Origin of the sequence: Pseudolabrys sp. (assembly GCF_050250095.1) — a bacterium.
GTDB lineage: Bacteria > Pseudomonadota > Alphaproteobacteria > Rhizobiales > Xanthobacteraceae > Pseudolabrys.
On record NZ_JBFWPH010000002.1, the window covers coordinates 762,519 to 784,005 of the forward strand.

At 64.6% G+C, this 21,487-nt stretch carries 22 protein-coding genes and 1 tRNA gene; 16 read left to right on the forward strand and 7 right to left on the reverse strand.

The window, feature by feature from the left end:
- Positions 1-10: 10 nt before the first annotated feature.
- Positions 11-457 carry a DUF2147 domain-containing protein gene (locus tag AB7F10_RS08945; protein WP_428558436.1) on the reverse strand — a complete coding sequence of 149 codons (447 nt, stop codon included), beginning with the start codon at positions 455-457 and terminating at the stop codon, positions 11-13.
- Between the two features lie 320 nt (positions 458-777).
- On the opposite strand from AB7F10_RS08945, the gene AB7F10_RS08950 reads away from it, so the two are divergent.
- Positions 778-1,062 (forward strand): hypothetical protein, encoded by a 285-nt coding sequence (locus AB7F10_RS08950; RefSeq protein ID WP_428558434.1) that lies wholly within the window; start codon positions 778-780, stop codon positions 1,060-1,062.
- A gap of 42 nt (positions 1,063-1,104) precedes the next feature.
- Here AB7F10_RS08950 and AB7F10_RS08955 read toward each other — a convergent pair whose 3' ends face one another.
- Complete coding sequence (locus tag AB7F10_RS08955) at positions 1,105-2,838, reverse strand: methyltransferase domain-containing protein (RefSeq protein WP_428558432.1); 1,734 nt, start codon at positions 2,836-2,838, stop codon at positions 1,105-1,107.
- A 136-nt stretch (positions 2,839-2,974) separates the two neighbouring features.
- Here AB7F10_RS08955 and AB7F10_RS08960 point away from each other — a divergent pair.
- The 3 genes from AB7F10_RS08960 (at position 2,975) to AB7F10_RS08970 (ending at position 5,770) form a co-directional block, all read left to right on the forward strand.
- Positions 2,975-3,068 (forward strand) — tRNA-Ser (locus AB7F10_RS08960).
- A gap of 631 nt (positions 3,069-3,699) precedes the next feature.
- Positions 3,700-5,250, forward strand: coding sequence for a porin (locus AB7F10_RS08965; RefSeq protein WP_428564284.1), 1,551 nt, complete (start codon positions 3,700-3,702; stop codon positions 5,248-5,250).
- Positions 5,251-5,389: 139 nt separating this feature from the next.
- Entirely contained in the window at positions 5,390-5,770 is a 381-nt protein-coding gene (locus AB7F10_RS08970) for a helix-turn-helix transcriptional regulator (protein ID WP_428564287.1), read from the forward strand.
- A gap of 68 nt (positions 5,771-5,838) precedes the next feature.
- Here AB7F10_RS08970 and AB7F10_RS08975 read toward each other — a convergent pair whose 3' ends face one another.
- Together AB7F10_RS08975 and AB7F10_RS08980 are read right to left on the reverse strand one after the other, a co-directional pair.
- Complete coding sequence (locus tag AB7F10_RS08975; protein ID WP_428564290.1) at positions 5,839-6,726, reverse strand: alpha/beta fold hydrolase; 888 nt, start codon at positions 6,724-6,726, stop codon at positions 5,839-5,841.
- 16 nt (positions 6,727-6,742) lie between these two features.
- Positions 6,743-8,929, reverse strand: coding sequence for a transglycosylase SLT domain-containing protein (locus AB7F10_RS08980; protein WP_428564293.1), 2,187 nt, complete (start codon positions 8,927-8,929; stop codon positions 6,743-6,745).
- A 370-nt stretch (positions 8,930-9,299) separates the two neighbouring features.
- On the opposite strand from AB7F10_RS08980, the gene dapA reads away from it, so the two are divergent.
- The 3 genes from dapA (at position 9,300) to smpB (ending at position 11,276) form a co-directional block, all read left to right on the forward strand.
- Positions 9,300-10,190, forward strand: a complete 891-nt coding sequence (dapA, locus tag AB7F10_RS08985) for a 4-hydroxy-tetrahydrodipicolinate synthase (RefSeq protein WP_428564296.1) — start codon at positions 9,300-9,302, stop codon at positions 10,188-10,190.
- Between the two features lie 169 nt (positions 10,191-10,359).
- Complete coding sequence (gene mscL / locus AB7F10_RS08990; RefSeq protein ID WP_428564299.1) at positions 10,360-10,779, forward strand: large conductance mechanosensitive channel protein MscL; 420 nt, start codon at positions 10,360-10,362, stop codon at positions 10,777-10,779.
- Between the two features lie 23 nt (positions 10,780-10,802).
- On the forward strand, positions 10,803-11,276 hold the full coding sequence (smpB, locus tag AB7F10_RS08995) for an SsrA-binding protein SmpB (protein WP_428564302.1): 474 nt from the start codon (positions 10,803-10,805) through the stop codon (positions 11,274-11,276).
- Between the two features lie 55 nt (positions 11,277-11,331).
- Here smpB and AB7F10_RS09000 read toward each other — a convergent pair whose 3' ends face one another.
- The gene (locus AB7F10_RS09000; protein WP_428564305.1) at positions 11,332-11,853 is read right to left on the reverse strand and encodes a superoxide dismutase family protein; all 522 of its coding nucleotides are present in this window, start codon (positions 11,851-11,853) and stop codon (positions 11,332-11,334) included.
- 147 nt (positions 11,854-12,000) lie between these two features.
- Here AB7F10_RS09000 and AB7F10_RS09005 point away from each other — a divergent pair, with 147 nt between their 5' ends.
- Complete coding sequence (locus tag AB7F10_RS09005) at positions 12,001-12,387, forward strand: VOC family protein (RefSeq protein WP_428564308.1); 387 nt, start codon at positions 12,001-12,003, stop codon at positions 12,385-12,387.
- A 12-nt stretch (positions 12,388-12,399) separates the two neighbouring features.
- On the opposite strand, the gene AB7F10_RS09010 is transcribed toward AB7F10_RS09005, so the two are convergent.
- Both AB7F10_RS09010 and AB7F10_RS09015 read right to left on the reverse strand, forming a co-directional pair.
- Entirely contained in the window at positions 12,400-13,041 is a 642-nt protein-coding gene (locus tag AB7F10_RS09010) for a uracil-DNA glycosylase (protein ID WP_428564311.1), read from the reverse strand.
- A gap of 24 nt (positions 13,042-13,065) precedes the next feature.
- On the reverse strand, positions 13,066-13,740 hold the full coding sequence (locus tag AB7F10_RS09015; protein ID WP_428564314.1) for an NYN domain-containing protein: 675 nt from the start codon (positions 13,738-13,740) through the stop codon (positions 13,066-13,068).
- Between the two features lie 365 nt (positions 13,741-14,105).
- Between AB7F10_RS09015 and rpoZ the strand changes: the two genes are divergently transcribed.
- The 8 genes from rpoZ (at position 14,106) to recO (ending at position 21,481) form a co-directional block, all read left to right on the forward strand.
- The gene (gene rpoZ, locus AB7F10_RS09020) at positions 14,106-14,498 is read left to right on the forward strand and encodes a DNA-directed RNA polymerase subunit omega (protein ID WP_428564317.1); all 393 of its coding nucleotides are present in this window, start codon (positions 14,106-14,108) and stop codon (positions 14,496-14,498) included.
- A gap of 302 nt (positions 14,499-14,800) precedes the next feature.
- On the forward strand, positions 14,801-17,005 hold the full coding sequence (locus AB7F10_RS09025) for a RelA/SpoT family protein (protein WP_428564319.1): 2,205 nt from the start codon (positions 14,801-14,803) through the stop codon (positions 17,003-17,005).
- Between the two features lie 13 nt (positions 17,006-17,018).
- Positions 17,019-17,777: a pyridoxine 5'-phosphate synthase gene (locus AB7F10_RS09030; RefSeq protein ID WP_428564321.1), complete on the forward strand. Its 759-nt coding sequence runs from the start codon at positions 17,019-17,021 to the stop codon at positions 17,775-17,777.
- A complete protein-coding gene (acpS, locus tag AB7F10_RS09035) occupies positions 17,774-18,193 on the forward strand; it encodes a holo-ACP synthase (RefSeq protein ID WP_428564324.1) in 420 nt (139 codons plus the stop codon). Before AB7F10_RS09030 ends, acpS begins: the two co-directional genes overlap by 4 nt.
- A 129-nt stretch (positions 18,194-18,322) precedes the next feature.
- Complete coding sequence (lepB, locus tag AB7F10_RS09040; protein WP_428564327.1) at positions 18,323-19,075, forward strand: signal peptidase I; 753 nt, start codon at positions 18,323-18,325, stop codon at positions 19,073-19,075.
- A complete protein-coding gene (rnc, locus tag AB7F10_RS09045) occupies positions 19,012-19,788 on the forward strand; it encodes a ribonuclease III (RefSeq protein ID WP_428564539.1) in 777 nt (258 codons plus the stop codon). Before lepB ends, rnc begins: the two co-directional genes overlap by 64 nt.
- Positions 19,781-20,698, forward strand: a complete 918-nt coding sequence (gene era, locus AB7F10_RS09050) for a GTPase Era (protein ID WP_428564330.1) — start codon at positions 19,781-19,783, stop codon at positions 20,696-20,698. The genes rnc and era overlap by 8 nt, the downstream gene beginning before the upstream one ends.
- A gap of 48 nt (positions 20,699-20,746) precedes the next feature.
- The gene (gene recO, locus AB7F10_RS09055) at positions 20,747-21,481 is read left to right on the forward strand and encodes a DNA repair protein RecO (RefSeq protein ID WP_428564333.1); all 735 of its coding nucleotides are present in this window, start codon (positions 20,747-20,749) and stop codon (positions 21,479-21,481) included.
- Positions 21,482-21,487 lie beyond the last annotated feature (6 nt).

Sequence of the window (21,487 nt, forward strand, 5' to 3'; positions counted from 1 at the left end):
GCGGCTCGCGTCAGTCGACGCGGGTCCAGCGTTCCGACTTGCACACGACCTTGAGCACGCAACCGCGCATGGTTGCGTGCTTTTCATTTTCGACGACGAGGCTGACCTGAACGACCATGCCCTCGTCGGCATGGTAGATCGGGCCCGCCCACTTGTCCTCGCCGGTGGGGCGCAGGCCGTGCACGACCTGGAGGCCGAGCATCGGCCGGTCGCGCTTGCTCGCATCCGGATTGAGCTTGTCGGTGCGCGGCTTGCCGGTCTTGGGATCGATCGGTTCCTTCAGCCAGACGATGCGGCCGCACAGCGCGCCGCCGCAGTCGGTGACGCGCACTTTCGTGCGGCCGTCTTCCGACATCCAGACGCCGGTGACGTCGGCCGTGCGGGCGGCGTAGGCGATCGATGCGCCCGTGAGGGCGGTGGCGGCAAGCGCGGCGGCGGCGAACAGTCTGGCGATCATCGGACGCGGAGTTCCATGCGGTCTTGAGGAAGGGCCGCAACCGGCGGCGCTGGTTAGCAGGGGATAAAGCACAACGGTCAACGCTCTCTGAACGGATGATGGAAAGGCCCGTTTTACAGGTGTTTTCGACGTTTTTCGGGCAGGGCCGTTCATCTCCGATTCATCGCGTTGCTTAAACCGCTCTTCAAATTTTCCGGGAAATATCGCGGCGATCACGCGCATGGGGATGCGCGCGGTCGATGGGCGCGGACAAGGGACAAAACGGACCGCGCGGGACATTTGGGGAGGCCGTTATGGTCGACTTGAACTTGGCTGACACGATGAGCACGGACACCACGCCGGGCTCGGCGGAAGAGTGTTTCGAACTGGGCATGATCCATGCGTCGGGCCGCGATGGCTCGGTCGACATGGTGACCGCGCACAAGTGGTTCAACATCGCCGCTGCGCGCGGCCATCACGATGCTGCAGCGCAGCGCCGCGAGGTCGCCGCGCAGATGACGGATGCGGAGATCGGCACGGCGCAGCGCGCCGCGCGCGATTGGCTGAAGACGCATCCGCTCGCGACGATGGCCGCTCCGGCGCCGGCGCTGCAGATCGCGGCGTAACGGCGGGCAACGCGACCGGCGCGCCGGCAGAACGCCGGCGCGTCACGTCTTCTGCACGGCGAACTGGTACATGGTCCGGAACGTGTCCGGATGCTCCGTCTCGTAGGCGTGCCAGTGGTCGAGATTGTTGATCGAGCGGCCGGCCTTTGCGAAGGCGGCACGTAGTGCCTGCACCGTCTGCGGCGCGAATTCGAAGCCGATGAAGGCCAGTTTCTGTTCGGCCAGAAAATCCCGGATCTGCGGGATCGTGAGCCGGCATTCCTGCGTGTGGAACAAGAGGTCGCGGCAGTCGCTGGTGCTGTAGAAATCGCCGAGCCGCGCGAATTGCCGAAACTGCGGATGCGCCAGCATCGCCTGCCGGCAGCGGCGGATGCCGTCAGACGTCGGCGGAAAACCTTCCGCCGCGATAAAGGCGCGGGCTTCGACGACGTCGGCGCGCGCCAGTTCGCTATAGAGCCCAACATTCATGATGCCGCGCGGCTTCAGGAGCGGCAGCAGCGCGCGCCAGCCTTCGAACGGATCGCGCATGTGGTGCAGCACGCCGCGCGTCTCGATCAGATCGAAGCGGCGCTCCGGGCTCGCGAGCTTCAGGATGTCGGCCTGCGCGTAGTCGATGACGAAGCGTAAATCGTGCGGTGTCTTGCGCATCGCATAGGCGAGGCTGGTGGCGCTCAGGTCGACGGCGAGCATCCGCGGATTGCGATAGGTGCGTGCGAGCCCGATGGCATGGCGTCCTGTTCCGCAGCCGGCAACCAGAATGTCGAGCGGGTCGCGGTCGCCCAGCGGGCGGAACTGGGCGTGCGGATAAGTGGCGCGCAGATGGTCGTCGAGCGCTGCCGGCTGCAGATGCGGATCGGCCAAAACCCAGCGTGGATAGGGGCTTTCTTCGTATTGCGCCTGAACGCGCAGCGAGACGTCGTCGTCGATTGCGGTGAGCCGTTTGAGGGAGGATTTCAGCGCGCGTTCCTGCGCCGGTTCCTCGATCTGCTGACGGATGAGCGCGCGCACCGCCTCCGGCCATTTGCGCGCCGCAAGCGTCGCGGCGCCGGGGAGACTGTCGAGCGGACGATAGCAGGCAAGGGCGACAATCCAGGCGGCCGGCGCGGCCGTGTTGTTTGCGATCGCGTCGGCAACACGCGTGCGAAGATCGTCGAGGTCGGGGGCTTCGCCGGTCGAGACATCGAAGACGTATTCGTTGATGAAGCACTGACGCGCAAGCGAGCACCAGAACGCGACATGATCGAACGCGCGTGCATCGGCGGTTGTCGCGAGGGCAAGCCGCAGCAGATGGTGCCGCAGCATCGTCAGCAGACGTTCGAGTCCGACGGTCCGGACGGTGGTGGTTTGCAGGATCGTCTCGAACAGCGGATCGCTTGCCGCGGCGGCGAAACCGCCGCCGTCGAACAACCCATCGATCGGCAATCGCTCCGGCCAGGCTTGCTCGGCCCTGGTGGCCGCCGCGGCGAGTGGCGGACAGAGTTGGGCAAGCGCGCCGGCAAGCGCGGCAAAGTCGTCGAGCGCTGCCGGCTGCAGCAGGACAGCCTGGCGGAACCGTTCGGATGCCTCGGGCAATCGTCCAAGCGCCAGCAGCGCCGCGCCGAGATTGTTGAGGGCGGCCGGGTTGCCGGCATCGATGGCGAGACCGCGCTTGTAAAGCCGGACCGCGCCATCGAGGTCGCCGGCGTTCTGCGCGGCGGCGCCTTGCGCGAACAGCGCGCCGGCGTTTTCAGCCGTCGTACGGGTCTTCTGGGTGGCGCGTCGATCTTTGCGGTTCATACGAGGGTATTCGGTTGGGCGCGCGGGAGTGCTAGCGCGGCAGTTCCGGTGCGGCAATGTCACGACGGATATCGGTGCGCGTCGCTCCATCCTGCGCCTTGCCACCGCACAGTGCGTCGGGCATATCCGCCCTGACGGAGACGTGGCCGAGTGGCTGAAGGCGGCGGTTTGCTAAACCGTTATAGGGTTGCAAAGCCCTATCGAGGGTTCGAATCCCTCCGTCTCCGCCAGTCAAAAGCCCCCGCCTTGTGCGGGGGCTTTTGACTGGCGGAGGGGATATCGAACCCCCGATCTTTTGGCGTGCCGGGTAGAGCCGGTTTCGATCCCTCCACGGTGCTTGAATACCTGAACGTGCGAATCTTGCGGCCGGGCCGCTGGCCGAATCGCCGGGCTTCTCCGGGGTCAAATGTGGCTCGGCCAGCGGATGACCGCCGGTCAACCGCCTCGGCGCGCCCGAACGCGGTTTGGGGATAATTGGAGCACGCTTGAGTTGCGGTCTTGCAAGAATTCAATCGGAAAATAAAACTAAGCTATTGCAATTCCAAAGAAAAACAGCCGCCTTATCGGCGGAGAAAACACGGCGAAACCCCGTCAAATCGTGCGTGATTTTTGGGCAACAGTCGGCTGAAAAGCAGCGAAACGGCCTGTGGGAACGGGCTTTCTTGATTGCCTGTGCAAAGGCCATCGGTAATTCTGCACGGGCGACAGAGGGGGGCATCCCCAGGTCGCGCTATTTGTTTGTGGCGGCGGATTACCAAAGTCACGAATGGGTAGCGGGGAGCATGGGGACGTTCCAAAGGTGCCTTGTCGCACGCGGCGGATCCGACCCTCTCAAGAGCAACAATGTTTTGGAGGTTCAAGATGAAGATGGTGAAAAGCCTTCTCCTTGGCTCCGCAGCGGGTCTCGTTGCGATGGCTGGGGCTCAGGCGGCCGATCTTCCCGTTAAGGCCAAACCGGTCCAGTACGTGAAGATTTGCAGCCTGTACGGCGCGGGTTTCTATTACATCCCGGGCACGGATACCTGCCTGAAGGTCGGCGGCTGGGTTCGCTTCGAAACCGGCTACGGCTACAACGGCAGCTTCACGACCGAGTGGTTCAACAACAACCTGAACAACCGCTCGACCAATGAAAACAATTGGCGCGTGAAGGGCACCGTGACCTTCGACGCCCGTGAGCAGACCGCTTACGGCACCCTGCGCAGCTATGCCGCGCTCGGCGTCAGCAACAATAACAACGGCGACAACGCGATCGTCGCGAACTATGCCAACCGCTGGTTCATCCAGTGGGCCGGCTTCACGATCGGTCACGCCACGTCGTTCTTCGACTTCTACTCGATCGGCGGCAACCAGTACGGCTTCGCCACCGCTTCGTCCGACACCGGCGACGGCGGCTGGGACGTGTTCGGTTACACCGCGCAGTTCGGCAACGGCATGTCGGCCTCGCTGTCGGCTGAAGTTGGTCGTCGGACTAAGATCGTGAACGTGAACGCCAACTCCCTGACCGTTCTCGGTGCAGGTACTGTGATCGGCGCCAACAACACCACGATCAACGCGGCGACTGGCTCGACCACGGGTTCGAACTTGGGTGCTGTGATTCAACCGGCCAACACCGTGGGCGGTGGCTATGGCGGGCACGACATGCCCGACATCGTCGCCAACCTGCGCGTCGACCAGGCCTGGGGCTCGGCCCAGCTCATGGGCGCTCTGCATCAGGTGCGCGCGGCCTACTATTCGCCGGCAACAGGCGGCGAGCAGTCCGGGCATGCGGACGACAAGATCGGCTTCGCGATCGGCGCCGGCCTGAAGCTCAATGCGCCGATGATCGGTGCTGGCGACTATCTGCAGCTCGAGCTCGACTACACCAAGGGTGCGTCGCGGTACTCGAACAACACCGCGGCGACCTTCGACATGTCGAAGTACGACGGCACCACCTTTGGCTGGGGCTTCGAGACTGATGCAGTTGTTGGTGGCACGGTGGCCGGCGGCACCGCTTCGAGCCTCGAGTTGACCTCGACCTGGGCGATCAACGCCGCGTTCACGCACAACTGGACCCCGGCTTTGAAGTCCACGCTGTGGGGCTCGTATCGTGAGGTCAACTACGGCACTGCAGGCAACGCCATGCTGTGCTCGGGCCTCGGCCTCGGTACCGGTTCTGGTAACGGCGCGGCGGCTACCCCGGGCTGTGACATGGACTGGAGCACCTGGGGTCTGGGTCTCCGTACTGAGTGGAAGGCGACCAAGAACCTCGCCCTCGGCGTTGAAGTGCTCTACGCCGAGTTGAATTCGGCGTCGACCCCGACCGGTACGGCCGCTCTGGCCGCGAATGGTACCAAGCCGGCCGGCACCTACACGATTGCCGACCAGGACCAGGTTGCGATCCGCTTCCGCGCGACCCGCAGCTTCTATCCCTGATCGCCTGATCTCGGTTAGAGTGTGATCCTAAGATCCCCGGCGGGAGACCGCCGGGGATTTCTTTTGTCATAAATTTTTATTTTATATCCCTAAATGTTATGCTACGCAGGGTTGTAATTTCATTATTTGAATGATCCCGATGCACGATATTTCATCTGAACACATCGTGCTTTTTGCGCCGATGCTTCGTGTAGCACGGGCCATTCTCGGCATTAGCCAGGGGGAATTGGCAAAATGTTTGGGGCTAACTCAACGCGCAATTCACAAATTGGAGTCTGGCACAGTATCGCCGCGCCCAAAAACAACTGAGGCCATCAAGGTCTTTTTTTCAACAACGCGGCTGTCGTTCGAAGCGAAGGACGGCGTGGTTAATCTATTGTGTCCACTAGAGATTTTTGCGGGTCTGGACCGTAAACCTGCGTTGGCCGGACAAACGAGGCGCAAATTCAAACAGCGATTCAACAAGAACAGAAAAACTGTTGATGCTAAGCCGTCCCGCAGGCGTGCTTTAGGCCATTAATCGGCAGGCTATTGCTTATTGCTGGACCGGCGTCCTGCTTGCGCGCTTCCTAGGCGTCCTGAGGCCGTTTAAAGTCCGCCTCGCAGCGGGGCAACGAAGGCCGCGATCGCACCGATGGTGGCAGTGTCCGCCAGCAGCGGCGCATGACCCTGGTCCTCGACCACGCGGACCTCGATCTCCGGTTGCCGCGTCTTCATCTGCTCGACCGTCGCCGGCAGGAGGATGTCGGACAGCCCGCCGCGAATGACCATCAGCGGCTGCTGCGCGAGCGCCGCGAATTGCGGCCACATTGTCGGCAGGGCTGCGTCCGGCGTGACCGCCTTCAGCGTTTCCGACAGGCGCACGTCATAGGCCGGCACCAGGCGGCCGCCGTCCTGCCGGAAGGTGCCGCGCGCGTAAGTGAGCCATTCCTGATCCGAGAGGTTGGGGAACTGGGCGCTCATCAGCCGCCGCAGGATTGCGACGGCGTCGGGATAGTCCTTCGGCTGCGGCAACTTGCCGGCATAGCCCTTGATGCGCATCAGGCCCTTGGCCTCGATCGCCGGGCCGATGTCGTTGAGCACGGCGCCGGCGATCGCCGCCGGCCGCACCGCGGCCATCAGCATGGCGATCAGCCCGCCGCGCGAGGTCCCGACGATGACGGCGGGGCTCGCATCGAGCGCCGCCATGACGGCGAGCACGTCGGCAAGTTCGGTCTGCAGATTGTAATTCGCCGGGTCGCGGTCGTATTCGGAGAGCCCGCGGCCGCGCAGATCGACGGCGATCACGCGGCGCGGCTGCGTGGCGTCTGACGCCAGCGCCGTGGCGAGCGCCTCGAAGTCCGAGCCGTTGCGGGTGAGGCCGGGCAGGCAGACCACCGGCGTTGCCCGGTCCGCTCCTCCGCCATAGACGCGGGCATGCAGCCGCAGTCCGTCCGGCGCGCTGATGAGATGGCTGACGGGACCGGAGCGCGTCATCGCGGCGGCGCTGCGCTCAGTTGCCGCCGGTGTCGCGCTTGAGATCCGCCTCGATGAACAGCCGGTTGCTGCCGCCGAAGCGGTAGCGGTAGACCTGCAGGTTCTCAAGGATGCGCTGAACGTAGTTGCGCGTCTCGGCAAGCGGGATGCGTTCCGCCCAGTCGATCGGGTCGATCTTGGGGTCGCGCGGGTCGCCATAGGCCACGAGCCACTGGCGAACGCGGCCGCGGCCCGCGTTATAGCCGGCAAATGTCATGATGTAGGAGCCGCGATACTGGGCAAGCAGGGCGGCGAGTTCCGCGGCGCCCATCTGCATGTTGTAGACGGGATCGCTCAGCAACCGGCCTTTGTCGTACTTCACCTTGTAGCGCCGCGAGGTGTCGAGCGCGGCGATCGGCGTCACCTGCATGAAGCCCATCGCATTGGCCGAGGACACCACCTTCTGATTGAAGTGACTTTCCTGCCGCGCGATCGAATAGACCACCGCGTCCTCGACCGGCGGAGCCACCGCCTTGTAGTCCGGCAGGCCGTTGACCGGGTAGGCGCAGTATTCGAGCGGCATGCCCCGGCCGTAGGCATATTTGCCGATCAGCACCATCGCGCGGCCGTCGCGGTGCTTCTCGGCGACCTCGCACAGCATCGCGATGCCGGCGATGTCGGTCGCGCTCTCGCCAAGCTCGGCGAACATCGAGGCGATGAAGTCGCGTTCGTCGAGCTTGTAGAGAATTTCGACGGCGCGCACGATTTCGAGATTGCCGAGGACGGCACGCTCCTGCGGCGTGAACTGCGGCAGGCGGCGCAGGCCGAGATCGTGCAGGCCGAGTTTGGCGCGGGCGAGCTGACCGTAATACGTGGCGCCGTACCGCGCGGCGAGGGCGTAGTGCTTGCGCGCTTCGTCATGGCGGCCGAGCGCGTCGGCAGCGCGGCCCTGCCAATAGCCGGCGCGGCCGAGCGCATAGGGGTTCTCGGTGCCGTCGTCGATCTTCGCGAAATGCTGTGCGGCGGTCGCCGGGTCGTGAAGGTAGCGCAGCGCGATCCAGCCGGCGGTGAAATGCTGGTCGGAGCGGTAATTGTCCTTCGGCGGCGAGGGGGTGTCCCGCGCGACCTGATAGGCGGCGCGCAGGTCGCCGTCGTCGAGCAGGCTGCGAACCAGCACCCGGCGCTCCTTCCACCATTGGTCGACATCGACCAGTTTGGCGGGGTCCATCGGCGCGGAGCGCAATAGCGCCGCTGCTTCCTTGTCGTGGTTGTGGCTGCGCAGCCATTCGGCGCGGCTGAAGATGTAGCCGGCGTCGTGGCGTCCGGCCGCCGGCACGGCATCGAGCAACGCCTTGGCGTTCTTGGCGCGCTGGATCACCGCGACGCGCGCCTTGGCAATGGCAAGATCGGTGCCGCCGAGACGCTCCGCCGCGCGCATCGCGGAACCGACATCGTCGACATAAAGGCGCTTGTCCATCCGCCATTTGGTGTCGTCGCGCGTGATGAACTCGCCGAACAACTGATAGGCGACGCTCTCGACGTCGGCGGAGAAGTCGTCGTTGCGCCAGGCCTCGCGGGCATATTGCGCGGCGCCGGCCTTGTCGCCGCTGGCAAGCAGCGCGCGGGCATAGACGAAGCGCCCCTTCGCCGTCGTCGGTTTGCGGCGCGCGAAGAAGCTGCGGATCGTGGCGTCGTCGACCCGGTCGTTCCACAGTGCGTTTTCGGCACGGCGGCCGAACAGCGGCACATGCGGCCAGCTTTCGTTCTCGACGATGAACTTCGCGTAGCGGGAAAAGCCCGGCTGCGTGTTGTCGACGCGCAGGATCGCCCATTCGGCAAGTTTGCGCGCGGCCGGATCCTTGATCGTCTTCTGCGCGGCGTCGGCCTCGTTGTCCTTGCCCTTGCGGGCAAAGGCGATGACCTGTTTGACGGCGTCAACGTCGGCCTGCGAGACGGGCGTGGTGTCCGACAGCGCGAAGGGACCGGCGACCGGCCGCACCAGCGGTTTGAACGTGCCCTTGGTGAAAGTGAGGTTGCCATGCAGGCCGGCGGCTGCCTGCGCGTAGGAGGCGGCGGCCTCCTTGCTGATGCCGGGGCGTTTGCGCGGCAGCGGCACCTTGGCGGTCTGCGGGGCCGGCTTCGGCTTGCCGGCGGTCTTCTCGATCAGGCTTTCGATCGACTTGCCCGCTTGTTTGACGCCGGTCTTGCTGGCTTGGGGCGCCACAAAAGGACGCGGTTTCGGCGCAGGCGTTGCGCGCGCGGAGGCGAGCGGACTCAGCGCCAGCCCGATGGCGGTGGCGGTCCACAGTGCCCCTTCGCGATATCCTCGCATCACGTCAGATCGACCTTTCGTGGCCGGTTTAGTGCCTGATTCGGCCCAGTAAACCGTCCAAATCCGAATATGGCGTTGACGACGACTGCCCCTCGCGGGCAGCTCACATCATACTTCCGCGGCGAAATGGCGGCAAAACGCCAGATCGAGGGGCTTCAAACCGCGCGGCCGACCCTATATTGATGGGGTTCCCAGCTGCCAAGCCGATGCCGGATCGAGAACGGCTGTGGCGTCAATTGGGCGCACCGAGGAGCGTTAAGTCATGGCCGCCAAGACCAGTTTCCGGGGTTCATTCACCGCCCTGGTGACACCCTTCAAAAACGGCTCGCTCGACGAAGGCGCCTTCCGTGGCCTTGTAAACTGGCAGATCGACGAAGGCACCAACGGTCTGGTGCCGGTCGGCACCACCGGCGAGAGCCCGACGCTGTCGCATGACGAGCACAAGAAAGTCGTCGAGTGGTGCATCGCCGAGGCCAAGGGCCGGGTGCCGGTGATTGCCGGCGCGGGCTCGAATTCGACCAAGGAAGCAATCGAGCTCGCCCAGCATGCCGACAAGGCCGGCGCGGACGCGGTGCTGGTGGTCACGCCCTATTACAACAAGCCGACGCAAGAAGGCATGTATCAGCACTTCAAGGCGGTGAACGACGCGATCGGCATTCCGATCATCATCTATAACATCCCGCCGCGTTCGGTGATCGACATGTCGGTCGAGACCATGCAGCGGCTGTTCGAGTTGAAGAATATCGCCGGCGTGAAGGATGCCACCGCGAACGTCGCGCGGGCCTCGCAGCAGCGCGCCGTGCTCGGCGAGGGCTTCAACCAGCTGTCGGGCGAGGACATCACCGCGCTCGGCTTCATGGCGCATGGCGGCCACGGCTGCATCTCGGTGACCTCGAACGTCGCGCCGCGGCTCTGCGCCGAATTCCAGAGCGCCTGCCTGAAGAACGACTTTGCCGCGGCGGTCAAGATCCAGGACAAGCTGCTGCCGCTGCACCAGCATCTCTTCATCGAGACCAATCCGTCGCCGGCGAAATATGCGCTGTCGCTGCTCGGGAAGTGCGCCGACACCGTCCGCCTGCCGATGGTGCCGCTGTCGGACAGGTCCAAGGCGGTGGTGCGTGATGCTATGGTGCATGCCGGACTCGTCAATTAGCGGGCATGATCTTGTCCGAAAACCGCTATCCACTTTTCGGGATCATGCCGTAGTATTCGTCAGCGGCTATCCGAGCGCCGGTGGCCGGATCGGGCGCGGCGTTGCCGTGCGCGGTCGTCTCAAGCCGTTGTCCTTTTGAACCGTCGTTTTTGCAGAATTGGGGTGCGACATGTTCGATGAATTCAAAAAATTCGCCCTGCGCGGCAATGTGGTCGATCTTGCGGTCGGCGTCATCATCGGCGCGGCGTTCGGCGGCATCGTGCAGTCGCTGGTCAACGACGTCATCATGCCGGTGATCGGCGCAGTGACCGGCGGCCTCGATTTCTCGAACTACTTCATCCCGCTGTCGGACAAAGTCACCGCCGCCTCGCTGGTCGAAGCCAAGAAGCAGGGCGCGGTGCTCGCGTGGGGCAGTTTCATCACGCTCGTCATCAATTTCGCCATCGTCGCCTGGGTGCTGTTCATCGTCATTCGCGCCATGAACCGGCTGATGAAGAAGGAAGCCGCCAAGCCTGAGGCGCCGCCGGCGCCGACCAAGGATCAGGTGTTGCTGGAAGAAATCCGCGACCTCCTGAAAGCCAAGGCCTGAAGATCAAGTGACCCGGAGCGTCGATGGCCGCAAAACCTGAGCGCAAGCTCAAGATCGTCGCCGATAACCGCCGCGCGCGGTTCAATTACGAGATCGGCGAGGTCTACGAAGCGGGCATCGCGCTGACCGGCACCGAGGTGAAGTCGCTGCGCGCCGGAAAGGCCACCATCGCGGAGGCCTATGCCGACGCGCGCGACGGCGAGGTCTGGCTGATTAATTGCAACATTCCGGAATATCTGCAGGGCGGCCGCTTCAACCATGCGCCGAAGCGCGCGCGCAAGCTGCTGCTGCACCATAACCAGATCAACAAACTGCTGGGCGCGGTCGAGCGCGACGGCATGACCATCGTGCCGCTGAAGATGTATTTCAACGAGCGTGGCCGCGCCAAGATCGAGATCGCGCTCGGGCGCGGCAAGAAGCTGTTCGACAAGCGGCAGACCGAGAAGAAGCGCGACTGGAACCGCGAGCGCGGCCGGCTGCTGCGGCAGCGGGGCTGACGAAAAAACGCCCGGCGATCGGGCCGGGCGTTTGTCTGTCAGATGGCCGCGGCAATCATTCGATGACACCGCAGGCGATGCGGCCGCCGGCGTCCCCGGTCGGGTCGCTCTTGTAGTCGTCCTTGCCGGCATGCACGACGACGGCTGAGCCGTCATTGTCGAACACCGAATTCGGCTTGCCCTTGTCGAGCGTGATCGATGCGTTCAGCACCTCGACATTGAGCGCGCCGCCGGACGGCACATGCAGGTTCGGCATGTCGCCGGCGTGATGGCCGTCCGACGCCATCAGCCCGTGCTTCTTGTTGCCGGGATTGAAGTGGCCGCCGGCGCTGGTGAAGGGCGGTTCGCATTTGCCCACCGCATGAACATGAAAAGCGTGTTCGCCCGCCGGAATGTTCTTGAGGCTGAGGGCGATCAGTACGCCGGTCGGCGTTTGCGTCAGCGTCGCGCTGCCGGCGTCCGCGCCCTTGGCATCCTTCAGGGCGGCCTTGGCGGTTTGCGCGGAGGCGGGCGAAACCGCCACGAGCGCAAGCGTCATCGCGGCGAATGTCAGGGAGAGTTTCGTCGTCGGTGTCATCGTTCGTCCTCCTTGTGCGGCCTGCGCCATTGTCTTGCTGCGGGGCCGCCATGCTTCGAGGCTATATCTTTTCGCCGGCGCGGTTGCGTAAATTCGGGATATCGCCCGGCGCGCCGGCCGCCACATCACCGTTGAAAGGCAATCGTCATGCTCCCGACGAAACTCGATCATTGCGTCATCCACGTGACCGACTGGGAGCGCTCGAACAGGTTCTATGTCGAGGTGATGGGTGCGGAACTCGTCAGCCGGCCCAAGGGGTTCGCCTATCGGTTCGGCGACCGACAGCTCAACGTGCACGGTCCGGGGGTAAAGCCGGCGGAGGTCGCGCGGCTTCCGGTGCAGCCCGGCAACAGCGATCTGTGCTTCGAATGGGACGGTCCGATCGAGGATGCGGTCGCGCATCTGGCTGCGCGCGGCGTGCCGGTGGAGGCCGGGCCGATGCAGCGCTTCGGCGCCAAAGGGCCGGGCACCAGCGTCTATTTCCGCGACCCCGACGGGTCGCTGATGGAATTCATGTCGTACCGCAAGGCGTGACCGCGGCGCCGATCAGCGATCGAGGAACTTGCGGACATCCGCGAACACCGCGCGAAACATTTCGGTCGTCAGGACGCCGGTGTTGGTGTTGTAGCGCGAGCAATGGTAGCTCGAAAACAATCTGTAATCCCCGACATCGTGCGCGCCGCCGTGCTTGAAGGGCACCGCCGAACGCTTGGCGCCCAGCGCGCTAACCGTACTCTCATGCGCGATGCGGCCGAGCACCACGATCGCCGTGAGCTTCGGCATGGCGGCGAGCGTTGCATTGAGGAAGTCGCGGCAGGTTTTGATTTCGGCGGTGGTCGGCTTGTTCTCCGGCGGCACGCAGCGCACCGCATTGGTGATGCGGCAGTCGAGCAAGGTGAGCCCGTCGTCCGGCCTCGCTTCGTAGTGGCCGCGCGCAAACTTGAACCGGAGGAGGGTGTCGTAGAGCAGGTCGCCGGCATAGTCGCCGGTGAAAGGGCGGCCGGTGCGGTTCGCGCCTTGCAGGCCCGGCGCAAGGCCGACGATCAGCAGGCGTGCGCTGTCGCCGCCGAATGACGGGACCGGCGCGTTGAACCAGTCCGGCTCACGCTTGCGCCAGCTATTACGAAACTCGACGAGACGCGGACAGCGCGGACAATTGCGCGCCGGCGCCTCCGGTGTAGCCCCCATGATCGCCCCCGGATGGGCCGTGCGTTAGTCTTCGTCGTCGAAATTGTCGAGCGGCGGCCCGCCGGCGCCGACATTGGCGCTCTGACGCGGCGCGGTGCTGCGCTGGAGAAACTGCGGTGTGTGCTGGCGCGGATCGGCGCGGCCTTCGCGCGGCTCGCGTTGCGGGCGCTCGGACGGGTCGCGGCCGATCTTGCCCTGCAGTTCGACGATGTCGGTGAAGTTGTCGGCCTGGCGGCGCAGCTCGTCGGCGACCATCGGCGGCTGGGTCGATACGGTGGAGACGACGGTGACGCGCACGCCGCGTCGCTGCACGGCTTCGACCAGCGAGCGGAAGTCGCCGTCGCCGGAGAACAGCACCATGTGATCGATGCGGTCGGCGAGCTCCATCGCGTCGACCGCCAGCTCGATGTCCATGTTGCCCTTGACCTTGCGGCGGCCGGCCTGGTCGACGAATTCCTTGGTCGCCTTGGTGACGACGCTGTAGCCGTTGTAGTCGAGCCAGTCGATCAGCGGACGGATCGAGGAATATTCCTGATCCTCGATCACCGCGGTGTAATAGAAGGCACGCAGAAGATTGCCGCGCGACTGGAATTCGCGAAGCAGCCGCTTGTAGTCGATGTCGAAACCGAGCGTCTTGGCTGTCGCGTAAAGATTTGCACCATCAATGAACAATGCGATCTTTTCGTTTTGGGCCGTCATGTCGTCACGCAGTCCTGTTCGTCGTTCAAAATGTCCGGACGGTCTGGCGTCCGGCGGATGACCATTGGCGGCCGGGCGCGCGGTGGAGGCGTCCCTGGCCAGTTTCGGCGTTTGTTGAATCATGCTGGGCGCCGCCGTCTGCAATTCGGTTGTTCGCCCCACATGCCCGGCTGCAACGCCAAAACCCTTGCGAACCAGTCGGACATGCACCGAAGCGGTAGCTAACAGACGGATGTGGCCAAACCAAGCCCATTCCGGGCGTCTCAATCCGGCCAACCCGTAAAAATGCCTTGAATTTTGGCCGGGGGCGGGATACCTACCGCCCGAATTCACGTCACAATTTCTGGTAGAGGAGCGCAACCGCAATGGCCCGCGTGACCGTCGAGGATTGCATCGACAAGGTAGAGAACCGGTTCGATCTCGTGCTGGTGGCAAGCCATCGTGCGCGCATGATCTCGTCCGGTTCGTCGATCACGGTCGACCGCGACAACGACAAGAACCCGGTGGTGTCGCTGCGCGAGATCGCGGAAACCACGGTGTCGCCTGCCGATCTCAAGGAAGACCTGATCCACAGCCTGCAGAAATACGTCGAGGTCGACGAGCCGGAGCCGGAGGTGCCGCTGGTCGGCGCTGCGGCGGGTGCGGGCGTCGATTCCGACGACACCGAGGTCACCGCCGACCGTATGACCGAGGAAGAGCTGCTGAAGGGCCTGGAAGGCCTCGCACCGCCGGAAGAGCAGCCGGAAGAAGAAGAATAAAATTTGCCGCAATTCCGGCCGTCGGGCCGGTTACTGCATCAACGGCCCGGCCATGCGCCGGGCCGTTGCCGTTTGGCAATGATATTGGGCGAAACCTTGCGGTTTGCCGCACGCGACGTGATATCTTGAGTTGAAAGCGGGGATTCTGCGTTCCCGCGCGCGCCCGAAGGACAGCGATGCCGCAAACGCGCATCGAAACGCCGCGCCCGAAGCGGCCACCCCGATCACCGGCACAACCGTCGGCGGACGCGCTCGTCCCGCTGCAACCTCAAGACGGTGCGCCGGTCGCCGCCCGGCGGCCCATGATGATGCGGCAGTACGAACTGATCGAACGGGTGCGCGCCTACAACCCGAACACGGACGAAGGTTTGCTCAACCGCGCCTATGTCTACGCCATGAAGGCGCATGGCGAGCAGAAGCGCGCCTCCGGCGATCCTTATTTCTCGCACCCGATCGAAGTCGCCGCGATCCTGACTGCGCTGAAGCTCGATGACGCGACGATTGCCGCCGCGCTGCTGCACGACACTATCGAGGACACCGAGACGACGCGCGCGGAAATCGACTCGCTGTTCGGTCCCGACATCGGCACGCTGGTCGACGGCCTCACCAAGCTGAAGAAACTCGATCTCGTCACCAAGGAAGCAAAGCAAGCGGAAAACCTGCGCAAGCTGTTGCTGGCCATCGTCAACGATGTGCGCGTGCTGCTGATCAAGCTCGCCGACCGGCTGCACAACATGCGCACGCTGCATTTCGTGCCGGCCGAGTCGCGACGCCGGACCGCGGAAGAGACGATTGAAATCTATGCGCCGCTCGCGGGCCGTATGGGCATGCAGGAGATGCGCGAGGAGCTCGAGGACCTCGCGTTCCGCGAGCTTTATCCCGAGGCTTATGCGGTGGTGAGCGAGCGGCTGAACGCGCTCGAGGAGCGAAGCCGCAATGTCATTTCCGAAATCGAACGTCAGTTGACGCGGAAGCTCGCCGACCAGGGCATCGCGGCGCAAGTGAGAGGGCGCCGCAAGCGCGCCTATTCGATCTGGCGCAAGATGGAACGCAAATCGGTCGGCTTCGAGCAGTTGTCCGATGTGTTCGGGTTCCGCGTGATCCTGAAGACGGTCGCGGACTGCTACCAGTCGCTCGGCATCGTCCATACGACATGGCCGATGGTGCCGGGACGCTTCAAGGATTACGTCTCGACGCCGAAGGCGAACGACTATCGCTCGATCCATACAACGGTGATCGGCCCCGGCAACCAGCGCGTCGAACTGCAGATCCGCACCCGCGAGATGCACGAGCTTGCCGAATACGGCATCGCGGCTCACGCTCTCTATAAAGACGACGGCAGTTCGCCGACCGAAATGCTGTCGCGCGAGTCCGGGGCCTATGCCTGGCTGCGCCGCACCATCGAGTTGCTGGCGGAGGGGTCGAACCCGGAAGAATTCCTTGAGCACACCAAGCTCGAACTGTTCCACGACCAGGTGTTCTGCTTCACGCCGAAGGGTAAGCTGATCGCATTGCCGCGCCGCGCGACGCCAATCGACTTTGCCTTTGCCGTTCACACAGATGTCGGCAGCAGCGCGATCGGTTGCCGCATCAACGGCAAGGTGGCGCCGCTGACGTCGGAACTGAACAACGGCGACGAGGTGACGATCGTGACCTCGAAATCGCAGACCGCGCCGCCGGCGGCGTGGGAATCGATCGTCGTCACCGGCAAGGCGCGGGCTGCGATCCGCCGCGCGACGCGCTCGGCGGTACGCCAGCAATATTCCGGCCTCGGCCGGCGCATGGTGGAGCGGCTGTTCCAGCGCGCCAAGATCGTCTATGCCGACGACAAATTGTCGGGTGCGCTGTCGCGCCTGGCGCGCGCGTCGATCGAGGACGTCATGGCCGCGGTCGGCCGCAGCGAATTGAAGGCGTCGGACGTCGCCCGCGCGATGTATCCCGACTACAAGGAAGAGCGGGCCGCAGCGGCGAAACTGGTGCGCGCCAAAACCGAAAGCGGCTGGTTCGGCCTGCGCAAGTTCAAGTCGGTCAAGTTCAAGGTGCCGGACGCACAGGGACCGGCGATCCCGATCCGCGGCATCAACGGCGACCTGCCGGTGCGGTTCTCGCCGCGCGGCGGGGCGGTGCCGGGCGACCGCATCGTCGGCATTCTGACGCCGGGCGAGGGCATCACCATCTATCCGATCCAGTCGCCGTCGCTGAAGGACTTCGAGGACGAACCGGAACGCTGGCTCGACGTGCGCTGGGACGACGACGAGGCGCCGCGGCGGTTCCCGGCGCAGATTTCAGTGCAGTCGCTGAACGAGCCGGGCTCGCTCGCGCAGATCGCGCAGGTGATCGCGGAGCATGACGGCAATATCGACAATATCCGCATGACCCGGCGCGCCCCGGATTTCACCGACGTTCTGATCGATCTTTCGGTCTACGATCTCAAGCATCTGACCGCGATCATCTCGCAGCTGCAGGCAAAGCCGATGGTTGCGACGGTCGAGCGGGTCAACGGCTAGGCACGGCGGCACCATGCAAGCGCGTCCGCTGCGGCTCGGCATCAATGTCGATCACATTGCCACCATCCGCAATGCGAGGGGCGGCCGGCATCCCGATCCGGTGCGGGCGGCGCAGCTTGCGATCGCCGCGGGCGCCGACGGCATCACCGCGCATCTGCGTGAGGATCGCCGCCATATCCGCGACGACGACGTCGCGCGGCTGATGGCTGAGATCGACAAGCCGCTCAACCTCGAAATGGCGGCGACCGAAGAGATGCTGAAGATCGCGCTGGCGACGAAGCCGCACGCCGCCTGCATCGTGCCGGAGAAACGCACCGAACGCACCACCGAAGGCGGGCTCGACGCCGCCGGCCAGCACGATCATCTCGCGCCGTTCGTAGCCCGGCTGAACGAGGCCGGCATTCGCGTGTCGCTGTTCATCGCCGCCGAGCCGGCGCAGTTCGAGGCGGCCGCGCGGCTGCGCGCGCCGGTGATCGAAATCCACACCGGCGCTTGGTGTGACGCATTGCTTGGGGGCCATCGCGGTCAGGCCGACGCCGAATGGCGGCGCATCTGCGACGGCGCGCAAATGGCGAGCGATCTGGGCCTCGAAGTCCACGCCGGACACGGCCTTGATTACGCATCCGCCGAGACGATCGCGGCGCTGCCGCAGATCGTCGAACTGAACATCGGGCATTTCCTCGTCGGGGAGGCGGTGTTCAACGGCTTCGGCACCGTGATCCGCACCATGCGTACGGCGATGGATCGCGGCCGCCTGCGGGCCAGTTCATGATTATCGGGCTCGGCTCCGACATCACCGATGTGCGCCGGATCGCCAAGGTGATCGAACGGCACGGCGACCGGTTTCTGGAGCGCGTCTTTACCGACGTCGAGCGGGCCAAGGCCGACCGCCGCAAGAACCGCGTCGAAACCTACGCCAAGCGCTTTGCCGCCAAGGAGGCCTGCAGCAAGGCGCTCGGCACCGGCATCCGGCAGGGCGTGTGGTGGCGCGACATGGGCGTGGTCAACCTGCCGGGTGGCCGCCCGACCATGAAGCTGACGGGCGGGGCGCTCGCCCGGCTTCAGCAGTTGACGCCGCCGGGCTGCGAGGCGCGCATCGACCTCACCATTACCGACGAGGGGCCGATGGCGCAGGCCCTCGTCATCATCAGCGCGGTCGGCGCGTCCCCGGCGACCGAGAATCGTTAATTTGTTCAAGGATTTGCTGCGGATTTCCGGCGGCCTTGATTGCGCCATCGGGGTCCACCAGCTATGAAGGACTCAAGGGGCGCGCACGCACGCATGTACGGGAATGCGGGCGATCAGGACAACGGAAGAATGAGTGTGTCATCCGGAGCAAAACGGAAAGAGGGCGGCATTGGGGAAACCGGCCGCGTCATTTTTCATGCCTTGATCATCGCGGTGCTGATCCGCACCCTGCTGGTCCAGCCCTTCAACATCCCTTCCGGCTCGATGAAGGCGACGCTGCTGGTCGGCGATTACCTGTTCGTGTCGAAATATTCCTACGGTTATACGCATTTCTCGATTCCGTTCTCGCCGCCCTTGTTCTCCGGCCGCATCTTCGGATCGCAGCCAGAGCGTGGCGACGTCGTCGTGTTCCGCCTGCCGAGCGACACCACGACCGATTACATCAAGCGTGTGATCGGTCTGCCGGGCGACAAGATTCAGGTGATCGACGGCGTCGTGAACATCAACGGCCAGCCGATCAAGCGCGAGAAGGTCGACGACTTCGTCGAGGTCGAGGAGGGCGTGCGCGGCCAGCCTGTCAAGCGGTGGAAGGAAACGCTGCCGAACGGCGTGAGCTACTACACGCTCGATCTCGTCGATAACGGACCCGCCGACAATACGCAGGTCTACACCGTCCCGCCGGGCGAATACTTCATGATGGGCGACAACCGCGACAACTCGACCGACAGCCGTTTCTCGCAGGTCGGCCCGGTGCCGTTCGAGAACCTGATCGGCAAGGCGCAACTGATCTTCTTCTCGGTCTATGAAGGCGAGCGCGCCTGGGAAATCTGGCGCTGGCCGTTCTCTGTCCGCTGGAGCCGTCTGTTCACAGTCGTCAGATGAGCCGCAAGGCGAAGGACAGATCGGCCCTCGAAGAGCGCATCGGCTATGAATTCGCCGACAAGGCGCTGCTCGAGCGCGCGCTGACGCATATTTCCGCGCTGTCGGGCGGACCGCAGAACCGCGTCGCCAGCTATCAGCGGCTCGAATTTCTCGGCGACCATGTGCTCGGTCTCGTCATTTCCGAGATGCTGTTTCGGGCTTTCGGCCGGGCGAACGAGGGCGAACTGTCGCGCCGGCTCGCCGATCTGGTGCGCAAGGACGCCTGCGCCGACGTCGCCCGCGCGATGGATCTCGGGCCGGAGTTGAAGCTCGGCAATTCGGAATCGCAGGCCGGTGGTCGCAAGCGCGCAACCATTCTGGCCGATGTCTGCGAGGCGTTGCTGGGCGCAGTGTTCGTCGACGGCGGCTATCAGGCGGCAGCGCAAGTGATCGAGAAGTTCTGGAAGCCGCGCATGTTGCGTCCGGTGCGCTCGCTGCGCGATCCCAAGACAATGTTACAGGAATGGGCGCAGGCGCGCGGCCTGCCGACCCCGGCCTACAAGGAAGTGTCGCGCACCGGCCCGCATCACGATCCGAAATTCCGCGTCGCGGTCTCGCTCCCGGAACGCGCCGTTGCGGAAGGCACCGGCAGCTCCAAGCGGGCGGCCGAGCAGGCTGCCGCGGCCGCGATGCTGGCGCGCGAAGGCGTCGCGACGGAGGCGGTCGATGCCTGACGAGAGCATGCCGGAGAACCCGCGCTGCGGCTTCGTCGCGCTGATCGGCGCCACCAATGCCGGCAAGTCGACGCTGCTGAATGCGCTGGTCGGCTCCAAGGTGACCATCGTCTCGCACAAGGTGCAGACGACGCGCAGTCTGATCCGCGGCATCACGCTTGAGGGCGACGCCCAGCTTATCTTTGTCGATACGCCGGGCATTTTCGCGCCGCGCCGCCGGCTCGACCGCGCCATGGTGACGACCGCCTGGGGCGGCGCGCATGACGCCGACCTCGTCGGCCTGCTGATCGACGTACAGAAAGGCATCGGCGAGGACGAAGAGGCGATCCTCGAACGGCTCGCCGAGCTGCGGATGCCGAAGGTGCTGATCCTCAACAAGATCGATCTGGTGGCGAAGGAAAAGCTGCTGGCGCTGGCGAAAACCGCCAACGACAAGATGACGTTCGAAATCACCTTCATGATCGCGGCGATTTCCGGCGACGGCGTTGACGACCTCAAGCGCTGGCTTGCGGACCGCATGCCGCCGGGCCCATGGCTTTATCCGGCCGACCAGATGTCGGATGCGCCGATGCGGCAACTCGCGGCGGAAATCACCCGCGAAAAGCTGTTCGCGCGGCTGCATCAGGAACTGCCCTATCAGTCGACCGTCGAGACCGATTCCTGGAAGGAGCTGCGCGACGGTACGGTGCGCGTCGAGCAGACGATTTTTGTCGAGCGTGAAAGCCAGCGCAAGATCGTGATCGGCCAGGGCGGCCAGACCATCAAGGCGATCGGCGCCGCCTCGCGCAAGGACATTGTCGAGATCCTCGAGCACAACGTGCATTTGTTCCTGCACGTCAAGGTGCGTGAGGGCTGGACCGACGACCCGGAACGCTATCGGGCGATGGGTCTGGAGTTTCCGAAAGAGTAGACTGCGAATCGCGGCGAGCCTGTTGCCGGGCGCGGATCTGGTCACGAGATGCAATGGACCGATGAGGGCATCGTTCTGGGCGTGCGGCGGCATGGCGAGGCAAATGCCATCGCCGAGCTGCTGACACGCGAGCACGGTCGCCATCTCGGCATGGTGCGCGGCGGCTCCGGCTCGCGGCAGAAGCCGGTGCTGCAGGCCGGCAATACCGTGAGCGCGGTATGGCGCGCGCGCCTCGACGATCATCTCGGCAACTATACCGTCGAGCCGGTGCGGGTGCGCACGGCCGCGGTGCTGGCGACGCCGCATGCCTTGTTTGGCGTGACGCATCTGGCCGCGCTGGTCCGGTTGCTGCCGGAGCGCGATCCGCATCCGGCGATCTATGCGGCGCTGGAGACGATCCTTGACCGGATCGACGATGTCGGGGCGCTCGCGCCGATGGCGGCGCGGTTCGAGTTGCAGATGCTGTCCGAACTCGGCTTCGGACTCGATCTGGAGAACTGCGCGGCGACCGGCGCGGCCGACGATCTCGTTTACGTCTCGCCGAAGAGCGGTCGCGCGGTGTCGCGCGGGGCGGGCGAGCCGTGGCGCGACCGGCTGTTTCGTCTGCCGGCTTTTTTCGCGGGCGAGGAGATCGCGGCGAGCGACAGCGACATCGCCGACGGCTTCGCACTGACCGGATATTTTCTGACGCGGCATGTGCTGGAGCCGCGCGGCCTTGCGCTCGCGCAGGAGCGCTCGCATTTCATCGCCGCCATCACGCGGCATTTCGCCGAAGCCGGCTAGACTCTT